This is a genomic window from Corynebacterium dentalis, from assembly GCF_900232865.1.
Taxonomy (GTDB): Bacteria; Actinomycetota; Actinomycetes; order Mycobacteriales; family Mycobacteriaceae; genus Corynebacterium; species Corynebacterium dentalis.
In genome coordinates this window covers 1-16,195 of the sequence record NZ_OCTS01000006.1, presented here as the reverse complement: position 1 = coordinate 16,195, position 16,195 = coordinate 1, and the positions used below count along the sequence as shown (strand labels likewise).

Annotated in this window: 14 protein-coding genes; all 14 read left to right on the top strand. The window is 59.8% G+C overall.

All coding sequences use genetic code 11. From position 1 onward, the window contains the following. The first annotated feature begins 15 nt into the window (after positions 1 to 15). Positions 16 to 852, top strand: a complete 837-nt coding sequence (locus CS919_RS07410) for a TrmH family RNA methyltransferase (RefSeq protein ID WP_099298871.1) — start codon at positions 16 to 18, stop codon at positions 850 to 852. A gap of 105 nt (positions 853 to 957) precedes the next feature. Beyond that, positions 958 to 2,010 (top strand): phenylalanine--tRNA ligase subunit alpha, encoded by a 1,053-nt coding sequence (gene pheS / locus CS919_RS07405; RefSeq protein ID WP_099298870.1) that lies wholly within the window; start codon positions 958 to 960, stop codon positions 2,008 to 2,010. Between the two features lie 82 nt (positions 2,011 to 2,092). Then, a complete protein-coding gene (pheT, locus tag CS919_RS07400) occupies positions 2,093 to 4,651 on the top strand; it encodes a phenylalanine--tRNA ligase subunit beta (protein ID WP_099298869.1) in 2,559 nt (852 codons plus the stop codon). A gap of 108 nt (positions 4,652 to 4,759) precedes the next feature. Beyond that, complete coding sequence (argC, locus tag CS919_RS07395; RefSeq protein ID WP_099298868.1) at positions 4,760 to 5,776, top strand: N-acetyl-gamma-glutamyl-phosphate reductase; 1,017 nt, start codon at positions 4,760 to 4,762, stop codon at positions 5,774 to 5,776. A 3-nt stretch (positions 5,777 to 5,779) separates the two neighbouring features. Then, positions 5,780 to 6,994 carry a bifunctional glutamate N-acetyltransferase/amino-acid acetyltransferase ArgJ gene (gene argJ / locus CS919_RS07390; RefSeq protein WP_099298867.1) on the top strand — a complete coding sequence of 405 codons (1,215 nt, stop codon included), beginning with the start codon at positions 5,780 to 5,782 and terminating at the stop codon, positions 6,992 to 6,994. A 69-nt stretch (positions 6,995 to 7,063) separates the two neighbouring features. Next, on the top strand, positions 7,064 to 8,023 hold the full coding sequence (argB, locus tag CS919_RS07385) for an acetylglutamate kinase (RefSeq protein ID WP_099298866.1): 960 nt from the start codon (positions 7,064 to 7,066) through the stop codon (positions 8,021 to 8,023). Then, on the top strand, positions 8,016 to 9,188 hold the full coding sequence (locus CS919_RS07380) for an acetylornithine transaminase (protein WP_099298865.1): 1,173 nt from the start codon (positions 8,016 to 8,018) through the stop codon (positions 9,186 to 9,188). The genes argB and CS919_RS07380 overlap by 8 nt, the downstream gene beginning before the upstream one ends. Positions 9,189 to 9,265: 77 nt before the next feature. Further along, positions 9,266 to 10,180 carry an ornithine carbamoyltransferase gene (argF, locus tag CS919_RS07375; RefSeq protein ID WP_099298864.1) on the top strand — a complete coding sequence of 305 codons (915 nt, stop codon included), beginning with the start codon at positions 9,266 to 9,268 and terminating at the stop codon, positions 10,178 to 10,180. Next, a complete protein-coding gene (argR, locus tag CS919_RS07370; protein ID WP_099298863.1) occupies positions 10,165 to 10,629 on the top strand; it encodes an arginine repressor in 465 nt (154 codons plus the stop codon). Before argF ends, argR begins: the two co-directional genes overlap by 16 nt. 85 nt (positions 10,630 to 10,714) lie before the next feature. Beyond that, on the top strand, positions 10,715 to 11,908 hold the full coding sequence (locus CS919_RS07365; RefSeq protein WP_099298862.1) for an argininosuccinate synthase: 1,194 nt from the start codon (positions 10,715 to 10,717) through the stop codon (positions 11,906 to 11,908). Between the two features lie 54 nt (positions 11,909 to 11,962). Continuing rightward, positions 11,963 to 13,411 carry an argininosuccinate lyase gene (gene argH, locus CS919_RS07360; protein WP_099298861.1) on the top strand — a complete coding sequence of 483 codons (1,449 nt, stop codon included), beginning with the start codon at positions 11,963 to 11,965 and terminating at the stop codon, positions 13,409 to 13,411. A gap of 11 nt (positions 13,412 to 13,422) precedes the next feature. After that, positions 13,423 to 13,593: a Trm112 family protein gene (locus tag CS919_RS07355; RefSeq protein ID WP_099298860.1), complete on the top strand. Its 171-nt coding sequence runs from the start codon at positions 13,423 to 13,425 to the stop codon at positions 13,591 to 13,593. Positions 13,594 to 13,661: 68 nt separating this feature from the next. Continuing rightward, entirely contained in the window at positions 13,662 to 14,960 is a 1,299-nt protein-coding gene (gene tyrS, locus CS919_RS07350) for a tyrosine--tRNA ligase (RefSeq protein ID WP_099298859.1), read from the top strand. Positions 14,961 to 14,964: 4 nt separating this feature from the next. Next, complete coding sequence (locus tag CS919_RS07345) at positions 14,965 to 15,960, top strand: FAD-dependent oxidoreductase (RefSeq protein ID WP_099298858.1); 996 nt, start codon at positions 14,965 to 14,967, stop codon at positions 15,958 to 15,960. The last annotated feature ends 235 nt before the right edge of the window (positions 15,961 to 16,195 follow it).

The following is a 16,195-nucleotide window of genomic DNA, read 5'->3' as shown; positions in this document are numbered from 1 at the left end:
GTAGACTGTGCACCTATGACGAACCCGGAGCACGACGGACCAGAGATCTTCACCGAGCGCACCCCGCGTGTGGCCAACGCAGCGAAATTGCACCGCGCCGCTGCGCGGAAGAAGGCCGGAGCCTTCCTGGTTGAAGGTGAAAATTCGGTGGAAGCAGCCATCTCCACCGGAGCAGCCACCGATGTCTTTGTCACAGAGAAGGCCGCGGAGCGCTATGAGCCTGTTGTCCGTACCGCGAAATACATGAACGTGTACGTTCATCTGATTACCGAGCGCGCAGCCCACCACCTTTCGGACACCAGCACAACCAGTGGCATTTTCGCCGTGTGTAAGCCAGTTCTGTGGAGCACTGGCAAGGCGATTGCGGGCAACCCCCAGCTCGTCTCCGTCCCTGTTCTGACCAGTGATCCTGGCAACGCAGGAACTCTTATTCGAGTCTCTGACGCGATGGGCGCCGACGCCGTGGTGTTCGCTGGAGAAACCGTAGATCCGCAGTCCTGCAAGACCGTTCGATCCTCTGCCGGCTCGTTGTTCCACCTTCCCGTCTCGCGCGATACAAACATCAAGGACGTGTTGGGTCAGCTGCGAGCAAAGGGTTTACAGATTTTGGCAACCGCTGCGGACGGAGAAGTGAGCCTTGATGATGCCGACGAGCTCCTCACCAAGCCCACCGCGTGGCTTTTCGGAAACGAAGCCCATGGCCTCGGCGAGGACCTCTTGGCAGAAGCAGACATTCGCGTTTCCATCCCGCTACGCGGGCGCACAGAATCCCTGAACCTCGCTACTGCCGCCTCGATCTGTCTTTATGAATCCGCCCGTGCGCAAGCTAAGGCGCGCGGCGAAGAAGACTGACGTGCTGCACGATTTACAAAGCTCGCGGACTAATAGCACGCGTGTGAAGCCAGTTGGCTAGACTGTACGAGTTATTAAATTGTTTTAACTAATGCGAGGTGCGCTTTGTCAGACTCCGTTGACTCCACGGTGGATCTATCTGAGGCTGGTTTGGAGGCTGCTGCGAACGCCGCTATCCAGGCTTTTGAGGGCGCCGCGAACCTCGACGAGCTGGCCGTTGCGCGCAGGGATCACCTCGGTGATGAGGCGCCGATTCCCTCAGCTCGCCGTAGCCTCGGAACTTTGCCGAAAGACCAGCGTAAGGATGCAGGCCGGCTAGTTAATATGGCTCGCGGTCGCGTGGAAAAGCGCTTCGTCGAAGTTAAGGAAGAGCTGGAGCACAAGCGCAACCTGGAAGTTCTCCAGGCCGAGCGCATTGACGTCACCGAGCCGACCACCCGTGGGCAGCGCGGCGCGCAGCACCCCATCACGATCCTGTCTGAGCACATCGCGGACATATTCGTGGGCATGGGCTGGGAGATCGCAGAGGGCCCAGAGGTAGAGACAGAGTACTTCAACTTCGATTCCCTGAACTTCATCCCAGATCACCCAGCACGTACGTTGCAGGACACGTTCCACATCGCGCCAGAAGGGTCCAAGCAGGTGTTGCGCACGCACACCTCGCCGGTGCAGATGCGCACGATGCTCTCGCGTGATCTCCCGATCTACATCGCCTGCCCCGGCCGCGTGTTCCGCACGGATGAGCTGGATGCCACGCATACGCCAGTGTTCCACCAGGTGGAGGGCCTTGCCGTGGATAAGGGTCTGACCATGGCACACTTGAAGGGCACCCTGGATCACTTGGCCAAGACCCTCTTCGGTCCGGAAACCACCACGCGTATTCGCCCGAACTACTTCCCGTTCACCGAGCCATCTGCTGAGGTGGACGTGTGGTTCCCGAACAAGAAGGGCGGCGCTGGCTGGATCGAGTGGGGCGGTTGCGGCATGGTCAACCCCAACGTCTTGATCGCTGCGGGCGTGGATCCTGAGGAGTACTCCGGCTTTGCGTTCGGCATGGGCATCGAGCGCACGCTGCAGTTCCGCAACGGCCTGCCTGATATGCGAGACATGGTGGAGGGCGATGTTCGCTTTACCTTGCCTTTTGGTGTCCGCAGCTAGACCGCGTTTACTCCGCAGTTCATCGCATTAAATTCCACCCCAGCACCGCGCGCAATTTGATTCATAAGGAAAAGATCCCACAATGCTGATTTCCCAGTCTTGGCTGACCCGCATCCTGCAGACCGCCAACCCAAGTTGGTCCGTGGACTCTGAGGAGTTCGATACGGGCTTTGTCCGTGTTGGCTTTGAAACCGAGGGTTTTTCCTCCATTCCGGAGACCACTGGTCCGTTGGTGATTGGCCGCGTGGAGCAGATTGAGGAGCTGGAGGGCTTTAAGAAGCCGATCCGTTACTGCCAGGTCAACGTGGGCACGGCCAATGGTTCCGGGGAGCAGCAGAACATCATTTGTGGTGCTCGTAACTTCGCGGAGGGCGATAACGTCATCATCGCTTTGCCCGGCACCGTTTTGCCTGGTGGGTTCGAAATCGGCGCGCGTGAGACCTACGGCAAGATTTCCGAAGGTATGATCTGTTCGGCCATGGAGGTGGGTCTGGCCACCGTACAGAATGCGGGGATCATGACTATTTCCGACGCCGAACTCGCCTCTCACGGACTGACCATCGGCGACGATGCGCGTGAGCTGCTGGGGCTTAGCGACACGATCTTTGACGTGAACATCACTCCTGACCGCGGCTATGCGTTGTCTGCACGTGGCCTGGCGCGCGAGCTGGCCTCTAGCTTCGACTTGCAGTTCCGCGACCCAGCTACGGATCCTGCCGCGGCGGCGCTGGATGATGACCTGTTTGCAGGCCTTCCTGCCACCGAGTCTGAGGTGCAGGCTATTGAGGTGGATAAGGACACGGAGTGTTCCTTGTTCGGCATGCGCAAGGTCACGGGTATTGACCCGAACTCGGAATCGCCGCTGTGGCTGCAGCGCGAGTTGATGCTCTGCGGATCCCGCCCAGTGAACGCGGCGACTGACGTGACGAATTACCTGATGTTCTTGCTGGGTCAGCCCATGCATGCATTTGATGCGGATAAGATTGCGGGTCCGCTGAAGGTTCGCCGCGCCAAGGCGGGGGAGAAGCTCACCACGCTGGATCACGTGGAGCGCGAGCTGCACGAAGAAGACGTGGTCATCGCGGATGACAACGGCATCCAATCCCTGGCCGGTGTCATGGGTGGCACTACGTCGGAAATCTCTGAGACCACCACGGACGTGCTTTTCGAAGCAGCGCACTGGGATCAGTTGACGATTGCTCGCACCTGTCGCCGTCACAAGCTCAGCTCAGAGGCTTCCCGCCGCTTCGAGCGTGGAGTGGATGCCGCGATTATTAATGAGGCGTTGGACTTCGCCGTGGCACTGCTGAGCCGCATTGCGGGCGGAACGGTGGAAGAGGGGCGCACTGTCGTCGGCACGGTTGAACGCATGCCGACCATCACCATGTACACCTCTCGCCCCGGCAAGGTCGCCGGCACCATTTACCCGGATGGCACCACCATCGGACGCTTGCGGGAAATCGGCTGCGTGGTTCGGGAAACGGGCAAGCGCGATGGCAATGGTGCGCGGGAAATCGAGGTCACGCCTCCAACGTGGCGCCCCGACCTGACGATGCCTGCGGATCTGGTGGAGGAAGTCCTGCGCTTGCAGGGTCTGGAAGATATCCCGTCGATCGTTCCGACGGCACCCGCCGGACGTGGCCTGACGCCGCGCCAGAAGATGCGCCGGGCGGTTGGTCGTGCGATGGCGTGGGCAGGGTATGCGGAGATCATTCCTTCGCCGTTTATCGCCAATAACGTTTTCGATGTATGGGACTTGCCTGCCGACGACGCACGTCGCACTGCCATTAAGGTCCAGAACCCATTGGAGAGCGATTACGCCACCATCGGCACCACGTTGCTGCCGTCCATGATGGAGGCGCTGCGCCGGAACAATACGCGTGGTCAGCGCGATGCGGCACTGTATGGAATCGCTCAGGTCAGCCTGCCGGAAAGCTCCGAGTTGGCTTCTCCGATGCCAGCAGTGACCAAGCGGCCAACCGAGGCTGAGCTGGCAGAACTGATGAGTTCCTTGCCGGAGCAGCCACTCCACGTTGCGATGATCGCTGCGGGTAACCGCCAGTTGCAGGGAACGTGGGGCGACGCCGAGCCTTTCACCGCCCGGGATGCCATCGAAGCGGCACGGACGATCGCCCGAGCCGCTGGCGTGGAGATTTCCGTCCGCAACGCTGAGTACCTGCCATGGCACCCAGGCCGCTGTGCAGAAATCCTGGTGGATGACACCGTCGTGGGCCATGCTGGCGAGCTGCACCCACAGGTGTGCGAGCGTGCGCAGCTGCCAGCGCGTTCGATCGCTCTGGAGATTGACCTCGATGGGCTTCCTCTGCGCGAGACTTTCCCACGCCCGGTGCTTTCTCCGTTCCCTGCATTGCTGCAGGACGTTGCTGTGGTGGTGTCTCAGGACATTCCATCCGCTGACGTGGAGGCCGCGCTCAAGGAAGGTGCAGGCGAGCTGCTGGAGGAGATCCGCCTGTTCGATATCTACCGTTCCGAGGCGCTGGGCGAGGACAAGCGTTCGTTGACGTTCTCCCTGCGCTTCCGCGCGGCGGACCGGACGCTGACGGAGGAAGAAGCATCCCAGGCGCGCGAGGCGGCAATTGCACAGGTTGAAAAGGCTGTTGGCGCGACACTGCGCGGATAAGGCTTTGTGCTGGCTCGTTTTTGAGCAACAGCCGAGAAGCGATAATGGATATTATCCACGCTTGTGAATAGTTTGCATTTCCTGCCGAACTAGGGCACTATGGAGCGCATGTTAAAGATCGCAGTGGCAGGCGCAACCGGATATGCGGGCGGAGAGGCACTTCGCCTTCTGCTCGCGCACCCTGGTTACGGCAAGGATTTTGAGATCGGCAGTTTGACTGGCGGATCGAATGCCGGAGAGCGCTTTGGCGATCTGGTTCCACAGCTTCCGCAGTTAGCGGATCGCGTTGTGGAAGACACGACTCGTGAGATTCTGGTGGCTAACGATGCTGCCATCCTTGGGTTGCCGCACGGATTGTCTGCTGCTCTTGATCTGCCCGAATCCATGTACGTGGTGGATTGCGGTGCGGACTACCGCCTGCAGAGTGCCGATGAATGGAGCCGCTACTACGGCTCTGAGTACGCGGGTGCCCGGACGTATGGAATTCCGGAAATCCCTGGTAATCGCGAGGTCATCCGCAATTCCACCTACATCGCTGCTCCTGGGTGTTTCCCCACGGGGGCCACGCTGGCAGCTTTGCCAGGCATCGCCTCGGGTCTGATCGCACCGCAAATCAGCGTGGTCTCCGTGACTGGAGTCTCCGGTGCGGGCAAGAAGGCCAACGTGAAGCTGCTGGGTGCGGAAACCATGGAGAACCTGCGCGCGTACAGCGTGGGCACACACCGCCACACGCCGGAGATCACGCAGAACTTGCAGGCCGTGGCCCAGGAAGGCGAAGACGTCAACGTGGTGTTCACCCCAATTTTGGCGCCGCTGACCCGCGGAATTTTGACCACGGTCACCGCACCTGCACGTGGCAGCTTGCAGGATATCCGCCGCGCCTACGCAGACTTCTGTGCAGGTGAGCCGTTCCTGCATTTGCTTCCGGAAGGCCAACAGCCGGAAACGCAGAATGTGCGCGGCTCTAATATGACCCACCTCCAGGTGGAATCCATCGACGGCATGGTGGTAGTTACCAGCGCCATCGACAACCTCACCAAGGGCACTGCAGGTGCTGCCGTGCAATGCCTCAACCTCATGCTGGGTTGGGATGAAACCGCGGGTCTCCCGCAGTCAGGAATTTAAGCCATGAATGAACATGGATCGTCCAGCCAGCCAGATGCTCAGTCCGTCGGCACCGTGCATACGGGCGTGACTGTGCCGCAGGGATTCAGCGCGGCTGCATGCACCGCAGGCATCAAGCCGTCCGGTAAGCCGGACATGTCCCTGATCGTGAACAACGGCCCGCTGTCCACCGCGGCTGCAATGTTCACGCGCAATCGGGTGGTCGCTTCACCCGTGAAGTGGACTCGCGCGCACAATGACGGATCATTCAAGGCCGTGGTCATCAATGCTGGCAATGCGAATGCCTGCAACGGTGCGCAGGGCGATGCCGATGCCAAGACCACTGCGAAAAAAACAGCAGAAGTATTGGGCTTGAACGCCGATGACATTGCTGTGTGCTCCACAGGCCTCATCGGCGATGTCCTGCCTATGGACAAGGTTCTTGCTGGCGTCGAAAATCTGGCGCCACAGCTGTCCGAAGAAACCTCAGCCGGAAACGCTGCAGCGCAAGCAATCATGACCACGGACCTCGTGCAGAAGGAAGCGGTGTACCGCGGCGAGGGTTGGAGCATCGGAGCGATGGGCAAGGGAGTGGGCATGATGTCTCCGTCGTTGGCGACCATGCTGGTGTTCCTCACGACCGACGCAAACATCGACGATTCCGCGCAATTGCAAGAAGCCCTGGGTGCGGCGACCTCGACGACGTTCGACTGCCTCGACGTAGACGGCTCGACCTCCACCAATGACACGGTTGTCCTCATGGCCTCCGGGGCTTCCGGTGTGACCCCAGATCTGGAAGAATTCGCCTCCGCGATTCACCAGGTCTGTCTGGATCTCGCTATGCAGCTGCAAGCCGATGCCGAGGGCGTGACCAAGCGGGTGTCCATCACCGTGACTGGAGCGGCCGATGACCTCCAGGCCAAGGACGCCGCACGAGTGGTGGGCCGCGACAACCTCTTCAAGTGCGCAATGTTTGGTTCCGATCCCAACTGGGGCCGTGTGCTCGCGGCAGTGGGCATGGCTCCCGTCGAGATGGATCCAGAAAAGATCAACGTGTCTTTCAACGGTCAGCCCGTGTGCGTGGACTCCACGGGAGCTCCGGGGGCACGCAGCGTGGACCTCTCCGGTGCCGATGTAGCCGTGGAAATTGACCTGTCGGTGGGGCAGGGGCGAGCCACGGTGTGGACCACGGACCTTTCGTACTCCTACGTGGAAATCAACTCCGAATACTCCACCTAGACCGTTGGTCACGTTCTACAGTGACCACACAGCCCCGACCATCTTCCCCCAACTCATTGGACACCAAGCATGAGCACACTTCCCGATTCACTGGATCCCTCGCGGTACACGGCTGATCTCACACCCAGTCAGCGCTCGCATGTACTGACCGAGGCGCTGCCATGGCTGCTGCACTTCCGCGACAAAATCGTGGTGGTCAAGTACGGCGGTAACGCGATGGTGGACGAGGACCTGAAGCGTGCATTCGCAGCGGATATGGTGTTCCTCCGCACTGTCGGTGCTCGCCCCGTGGTTGTGCACGGCGGAGGTCCGCAGATCAACACCATGTTGGACCGGGTTGGGCTCAAGGGCGAGTTCCGCGGAGGATTTCGCGTGACCACTCCAGAAGTCATGGAATACGTCCGCATGGTGCTATTCGGCAAGGTCGGACGCGAACTCGTGGGCCTGATCAACGAGCACGGCCCTTATGCCGTGGGTACTTCCGGTGAGGACGCGGGCCTTTTCACTGCGGAGAAGAAGCTGGTGGAAGTAGAAGGGGAGATGGTGGATATCGGCCGAGTCGGCGATATCACCCAAGTCCACGCCAGCAGCCTGTTTGATCTCATTGATGCCGGCCGTATTCCTGTGATCTCCACCATCGCGCCCGATGAAAATGGAGAGATCTACAACATCAATGCGGATACCGCGGCGGGTGCGCTAGCGGGCGCCCTCGGTGCAGAACGCCTGGTGATGCTGACCAACGTCCAAGGCCTGTACACGGACTGGCCAGACAAGAATTCTCTGGTCTCACGCATCTCCACGGATGAGCTGGATCGCCTCGTGCCTAGCTTGGATTCCGGCATGATCCCGAAGATGGACGCGTGCTTGTCCGCTATCCGCAGCGGAGTGAAGGCAGCTCACGTTATAGACGGACGCATTCCACACTCCGTCATTTTGGAGCTGATGACTACCGGCGGTATTGGCACGATGGTCTCTGACGGGGACTGGGACAGCGAAGAGTGGAATGACGAGGAGGAAAGCAATGAGTGAAACCACCTGGCAAGACCAATGGCAGACTGCAATCATGCCCACTTACGGCACACCACAACTGGAGCTGGTCAAGGGCAGCGGCGCAATAGTCACCGATAGCGAGGGCAAGGACTACCTGGACCTGCTGTCCGGCATCGCCGTCAATGCTCTAGGACACGCACACCCGGCGATCATTGAGGCCGTGACCACCCAGATCTCCACGTTGGGCCACACCTCCAATATCTTTGCCCACCCGCAAGTGATCACGCTGGCGGAAAAGCTGCGCGAGATCGCGGGGGAGCAGGCCCAGGACGCGCAAGTATTCTTCAGCAACTCCGGCGCAGAGGCCAACGAGGCAGCATTCAAGATCGCACGCGCCACTGGGCGTCCTCGCATCCTGACCGCCGAGCGTGGTTTCCACGGACGCACCATGGGCTCGCTGGCTCTAACCGGCCAGCCCGATAAGCGCAAGCAATTCGAGCCGATGCCAGCGGGAGTTGACTACTTCCCTTACGGCGATCTCGAGGCAGTCCGCGAGATGGCAGACGAAAGCGTTGCAGCCATCCTCGTAGAATCCATTCAAGGTGAAACCGGAGTCATTCCGGCACCGGAAGGTTTCCTCGCCGGATTGCGGGAAATCTGTGATGAGCACGGCATCCTGTTGATGATCGACGAAGTCCAAGCCGGCATGGCCCGCACCGGAGACTGGTTCGGATACCAATCGGCGGGCATCGTTCCGGACGTCATCACCCTGGCCAAGGGTTTGGGTGGCGGACTGCCCATCGGCGCAACCATCGCCTGGCCACCAGCGCAATTGCTGGAAAAGGGCATGCACGGTACCACCTTTGGAGGCAATCCCGTGGCCTGCGCTGCGGCCAATGCCGTGATCGATACCATCCGCACGGAAAACCTGATGGACAACGTGAACAAGGTAGGAGCGTACTTCGAGCAACAACTCGCAGCACACCCCAGCGTCACGGAAGTCCGCGGACGTGGCCTGATGCTGGGAGTAGTTCTGGACGCCCCGATGACTGAGGACCCACTGGACTACGGACTCATCCTTAATCGGCCAAGCCCCGACGTGATCCGGATTGTTCCGCCGCTCAACATGACGATGGAGCAGGCGCAGGATGGCGTCGACAAAATCACGACAATGCTGGACACACACCGCAATAATCGCAGTTAACCTGCACTCTCGATCCACACTGACGACACACACTGCAACACGCATCCCACAGGACTGACTAGACAAGGACTTGCCACATGACGCTCCGACATTTCCTCGCAGACGATGACATCTCGCCCGCAGAACAAGCAGAAGTTCTGGCGCTTGCCGCCGAGCTCAAGCAGGACCGCTACGGCAATACGCACCGCGACCTGCTGGAACGCAAGTCCGTGGCCGTGTTGTTTGATAAGACCTCCACGCGCACGCGATTTTCTTTCGACGCAGGCATAACCGAACTCGGAGGAAATGCCATCGTCGTGGACTCAGGAAGCTCGCAGATGGGCAAGGGCGAAACCTTCCAAGACACGGGTGCTGTGCTCTCCCGCTTCGTGACCTCCATCGTCTGGCGCACCAGCGCGCAGTCCAACTTGGAGCAGATGGCGGAAACTGCCACGGTGCCCATCGTCAACTCCCTGTCCGACGATTTCCACCCGTGTCAGATCCTGGCTGATCTGCAAACGATTCAGGAAAACAAGGGCGAGCTCAAAGGTCTGAACGCCATCTACTTCGGTGACGGCGCAAACAACATGGCCAATTCCTACATGCTGGGGTTTGCCACCGCCGGAGTGAACATCACCATCTGCGCCCCCGAAGGGTTCCAACCGGAGCAGCGCTTCGTGCAGCGCGCGCAAAACCGGGCCGCAGAAACGGGAGCTACAGTCACCGTCACTGATCAGGTGGATGCTAGCGGTGCGGACGTGGTCATCACCGATACATGGCTGTCGATGGGGCAGGATCCATCGGAGGACCGCACCGTCTTGCGCAAATACCAGGTCAATGCAGAGGTGATGGCGCAGGCCAACGAAGGTGCGATCTTCCTGCACTGCCTGCCGGCTTATCGTGGCAGTGAAGTCACGGCGGATGTCATCGATGGTCCGCAATCGGTGGTGTTCGACGAGGCGGAAAACCGACTGCATGCACAAAAGGCGTTGTTGGCATGGCTACTGCGATGAGTCGGTCCGCGCGTCAGGACATGGTCGAGAAGATCATCGGGACGCACAAAGTCTCCAGTCAACGCCAGCTCATTGACCTGCTGACGCGGGAGAACGTGGAGATCACCCAAGCCACGCTGTCGCGCGACCTCGTGGACATTGGTGCCCGCAAGGTCCGTTCCAGCGGCGAGGTGTACTACTCGGTCTCCCACGAGATTCGCATCGACGGGCCGGACAAGCTCCGGCGCGTGCTGGCGGAGCTGCTGGTGGGAACCGATTACTCCTCCAACATCGCGGTGCTACGCACCCCACCTGGGGCGGCGCAGTACCTGGCCAGCATTTTGGATCGCAGCGAAGTGGACCAACTGGCCGCCACCATCGCCGGAGATGACACCATCTTCGCTCTGGCCAGAGAACCTTTTACAGGTACTGAACTGGCGGAGTACTTCAACCAGTTAGCCCACGGCTAAACTGCACTATTAGAAACGTTAAGAAAGAAAACTTGCTGCTGTCGGCACCAAAACACGGCGGCGCAGACGATCGAAAGGATCACTCATGAAGGATCGCGTAGTTCTCGCTTACTCCGGTGGACTAGATACCACCGTTGCCATCAGCTGGATTGCCAAGGAGCGCAACGCTGAAGTTGTGGCTGTGTCCATCGACCTCGGCCAGGGCGGCGAGGACATGGAGACCGTGCGCCAGCGCGCTCTGGGTGCCGGCGCTGTGGAATCCATCGTGGTGGATGCCCGCGACGAGTTCGCCAACGAGTACTGCTTGCCAACCATCAAGGCCAACGGCATGTACATGAAGGAATACCCACTGGTTTCCGCGATCTCCCGCCCGCTGATCGTCAAGCACATGTCCGATGCGGCCAAGGAGCACGGCGGCACCGCCGTGGCTCACGGTTGTACCGGTAAGGGCAATGACCAGGTTCGCTTCGAGGTGGGCTTCGCCAACACCGCTCCTGACCTGGAGATCATCGCTCCCGTCCGTGATTACGCCTGGACTCGCGAGAAGGCCATCGCCTTCGCCGAGGAAAACGGCATCCCCATCGAGCAGTCCAAGAAGTCCCCATTCTCCATCGACCAGAACGTGTGGGGCCGTGCCGTGGAGACCGGCTACCTCGAGGATCTGTGGAACGCTCCGACCAAGGACGTCTACTCCTACACCGAGGACCCAGCGCTGGGCCAGGCACCTGACGAGGTCATTATTTCCTTCGAGGGCGGCGCGCCCGTAGCCATCGACGGCCGGAAGGTCACCGTGCTCGAGGCTATCGAGGAGCTCAACCGCCGCGCAGGTGCCCAGGGCATCGGCCGTTTGGACATGGTTGAGGACCGCTTGGTGGGCATCAAGTCCCGCGAGATCTACGAAGCTCCCGGCGCAACTGCGCTGATTCGTGCGCATGAGGCTCTGGAAGCAGTGACCGTGGAGCGCGAGCTGGCTCGTTACAAGCGCCTGGTGGATGCTCGCTGGTCTGAAGAGGTCTACGACGGCTTGTGGTTCGCTCCTCTGAAGCGCAGCCTGGATGCGTTCATCGATTCCACCCAGGAGTCCGTCACCGGCGATATCCGCATGGTGATGCACGCCGGTGCTATCGACGTCAACGGTCGCCGCAGCTCGAAGTCCCTCTACGACTTCAATCTGGCTACCTACGACGAGGGCGATTCCTTCGATCAGACCCTGTCCCGCGGCTTCGTGGAGCTGCACGGTCTGTCTTCCAAGATCGCTTCCAAGCGCGACCTGGCCTAATAGCGGGTTTCTCCCGTTCTCGCGTTCCCATCATCGACCCAAGGAAAGAAATTCATGACCACGCAGGACCAGCACGGAACCAATGAAGGAGCCCTGTGGGGCGGCCGTTTCTCCGGCGGCCCTGCGGAGGCCATGGCGGCGTTGAGTAAGTCCACGCATTTCGATTGGGTGCTGGCGCCCTACGACGTGCTGGCCTCGCAGGCCCACGCCCGGGTGCTCAACCGTGCCGGTCTTCTTTCCGACGCAGACCTCGAGACCATGATCACGGGTCTCAAGAAGCTGGGCGATGACGTAGAAAGCGGAGCCTTTGGGCCCGACGCCGGCGATGAAGACGTCCACGGCGCGATGGAACGCGGTCTCATTGACCGGGTTGGCCCTGAAGTGGGTGGCCGTCTGCGCGCTGGACGATCTCGAAACGATCAGGTGGCCACTTTGTTCCGCATGTGGTTGCGCGAGGCTCTGCGTGATGTCGCCGCTGGCGTGGTGGATGTCATCGAGGCTTTGGTGAGCCAGGCGGATCGCTACCCGGAAGCCATCATGCCGGGCAAGACTCACTTCCAGGCAGCCCAGCCAGTGTTGCTGGCTCACCAGCTGCTGGCTCATGCGCACCCCCTGCAGCGCGACCTGCAGCGCTTCCGCGATTTGGACAAGCGTTTGGCGATCTCCCCGTACGGTTCTGGCGCTTTGGCTGGATCCTCGCTGGCTTTGGACCCGGAGGCGATTGCCGACGAGCTCGGCTTTGATACTGCGGGCGATAACTCCATTGATGCCACCTCGTCGCGCGACTTCGCCTCTGAGGCAGCATTTGTGTTGGCTCAGACTGCGGTGGATTTGTCCCGTCTGGCCGAAGAGATCATTGCCTGGTCCACGCCTGAATTCGGATACGTTACCTTGGCGGACGCATGGTCCACGGGCTCGTCGATCATGCCGCAGAAGAAGAACCCGGATGTCGCTGAGCTGATGCGAGGCAAGACTGGACGCTTGATTGGCAACCTATCTGGCCTGATGGCTACCCTGAAGGCGCAGCCGCTGGCGTACAACCGCGACCTGCAGGAGGACAAGGAACCCATCGTGGATTCCGTCTCTCAGCTCAACCTTCTGTTGCCGGCCATGGCAGGGCTCGTTGGCACGCTGGAGTTCCATCCGGACAGGCTCCTAGAGCTGGCCCCGGCAGGCTACACCTTGGCTACTGATTTGGCCGAGTGGATGGTGCGCGAGGGAGTGCCGTTCCGTGTGGCGCACGAGGCTTCCGGCTCCTGTGTCCGTATTGCTGAAGCTCGTGGCGTCGATCTCATCGATCTCACGGACGACGAGCTCGCCAGCGTGCACGAGGCCCTGACCCCAGCGGTCCGAGAAGTCCTCACGGTGGATGGCGCCGTAGCCTCTCGCGCGACCCGTGGTGGTACGGCAGGTGTGCGCGTGGCGGAGCAAAAGGAGCGAGTTCGCACCCAAGCACTGCAGGATCGGCAGTGGGCTGAGGCCAGCCCGATTCCGAACCGCTAGACTGAGAAACTATGATCGATTCCCAGCTTCTGGACATTCTGGCGTGCCCGCAGGACAAGGGCCCTTTGGAGCAACACGGTGACTATTTGGTCAACTCTCGCTTGGGCAAGGCCTATCCCATCGAGGATGGCATTCCCGTGCTGCTCATCGACGAGGCCGTTGACTGGCCCCTCGCGAACTAGCTGCGCTTAACACGCGCGCTAAAACCTTTTACGCGTTTACCGCCTAACTTTAGGAAGCTCTTTTCATCATGACTGACACTCCTGCGTCCGATTCTTCTGCATCTGGTCCCTCTGCGAACATCATCGACGAACTGGACTGGCGCGGCCTGATTGCCCAGTCCACGGACCTAGACGCGCTCCGCGAGCAAATGGAGACCCTCACCGCCGCCTACGTTGGTTTCGACCCGACCGGCCCGTCGCTGCACGCCGGACACTTGGTGCCGTTGTTGATGTTGAAGCGCTTGCAGCTGGCCGGCCACACACCCATTGTGTTGGCAGGTGGTGCCACGGGCATGATTGGTGACCCTCGCGATGTGGGTGAGCGTTCTATGAACGACGCCAACACGGTGAAGGACTGGGCTAATCGCATCTCTGGCCAGTTGTCCCGTTTTGTGTCCTTCGAGGGGGATAACAAGGCGGTGTTGGTCAACAACTACGACTGGGTTTCTCAGATGTCCGTCATCGAGTTCCTTCGCGACTTGGGCAAGAACTTCTCCCTGAACACGATGTTGGGGCGTGAGACGGTGAAGCGCCGTCTGGAAACTGATGGTATTTCCTACACCGAGTTTTCCTACATGCTGCTGCAGGCCAATGACTTTGTTCACCTGCGCCGCAACTACGATGCGCGCTTGCAGATGGGAGGATCGGATCAGTGGGGCAACATCATCTCAGGTGTGGATCTGAATCGCCGTCTGGACGGAGAGACTGTCCACGCACTGACCGTGCCGCTGGTTACGGACAGTGAGGGCAACAAGTTCGGTAAATCCACTGGTGGTGGAAAGCTGTGGCTGGATCCAGAGATGACCAGCCCGTACAGTTGGTACCAGTACTTCATCAACACTGCGGATGCCGATGTGATTCGCTACTTGCGCTGGTTTACCTTCTTGGACCGCGAAGAGCTGGAGCGCTTGGAAGTTGAGGTGGCGGAGCGACCATTCAAGCGTGAAGCACAACGTGTGCTTGCTCAGCAGATGACCGCACTGGTGCATGGTGAAGAATCCGTGGCCAAGGTCGAGCTGGCAGCACAGGCGTTGTTCGGCAAGGCAGAGTTGGCTGACCTGGATGAACAAACTCTTGCTGCCGCTCTGCAGGAGACGGAGGTCGCAGAGGTTCCGCAAGGCACGGATATCCTCGAATTGCTGGTGAACTCTGGGCTGGAGAAGTCCAAGGGTGCGGCTCGCCGCACTGTCGGCGAAGGTGGCGCATACGTCAACAACCAGCGCATCGAAGATATCGAATGGGCACCGTCTGCAGAGGATCTGCTCCATGGTGAGTGGCTGGTGCTACGGAAGGGCAAGAAGCGCTTCGCTGGCGCCCGTGTGAAGTAGTCATATGATTCAGCGGTGCGAGGTCTTGGTGATCGGCGGGGGACAGGCCGGCCTTGCCACCGCGTTCTATCTGCTACGGGCCGGGGTGAGCACCATTGTGGTGGATAACCAAGAAGCGCCAGGGGGTGCGTGGAGACACGCGTGGCCATCGTTGACTTTGTTTTCCCCAGCAAATGCCTCCAATTTGCCGGGGATGATGATGGCCTCTTATCCCGGTTTTCCACCCGCCGAACACGTGGTGAATTACTTTTCCCGCTATGAACGGCGATACGACATTCCGGTTCAGCGCCCGGTGGAAATTGTCACTGTGACAAAACTAAATGATGGATTTGTTGCAGAAGATTCCGAGGGGAAACAATGGCAGCCGCGTTCTGTTGTCGCTGCCACAGGCACGTGGTCTGCACCATTTGTGCCCTATTACCCGGGAGAGTTTTCAGGTCAGCAGTGGCATTCTGCTCACTATCCGGGGCCTGAGCCCTTTGTCGGAGATCGAATTGCCGTGGTGGGAGGTGCGAATTCCGGTGCTCAGATCGCTGCGGAACTGACCAAGGTTGGAGACGTGACCTGGTATACCCAGGGCGAACCGCGGTTTATGCCCGATGATGTGGACGGGCGAGTGTTGTTCCGAAGGAACCGCGAGCGTTTGCGTGCAATGCAGAGTGGCGAGGAAGATCCGGGACCGGAGAGCGCATTGGGGGACATCGTTGTTGTGGACTCCGTGAAGGAGGCCAGGGATTCTGGGGAGCTGCAGTCGCATCCGATGTTTTCTTCGCTGGATGAGGTAGATGCTGATCATTTGATTTGGTGCACAGGCTTCCGTCCTGCCGTGGGGCCGTTCCGTTCTCTGATGCACGGCCTTACTCCTGAAGTAGATGGACTATTTCCAGTGGGATACGGAGAAGCTCTAGGACCGGGATCCGCCACCATTACTGGTGTGGCCCCCTTTGCGAAAGAAGCCGCACGCAAGGCGGCGGAAAGAGTTGGCAAGACCATCCGGTAGTAGATGCTCGATATGCCGTTTGACCTGCTGATTTGTGAACATACATGGCGGTGTGTAAATTAGTCCAAGTCGCAACGAGCGGCTGGGACAGAGATTCCAGCAAGCGATTGTGTGCATATGATGTTTGAGAACTCAATAGCGTGATGAACCAAGTTATTTTTTGGATTCCACAGTGCCGTGCTGTCACATTCTGGTGATGGTCGGTATCACGGATAACCGATTGACAAACGCAACG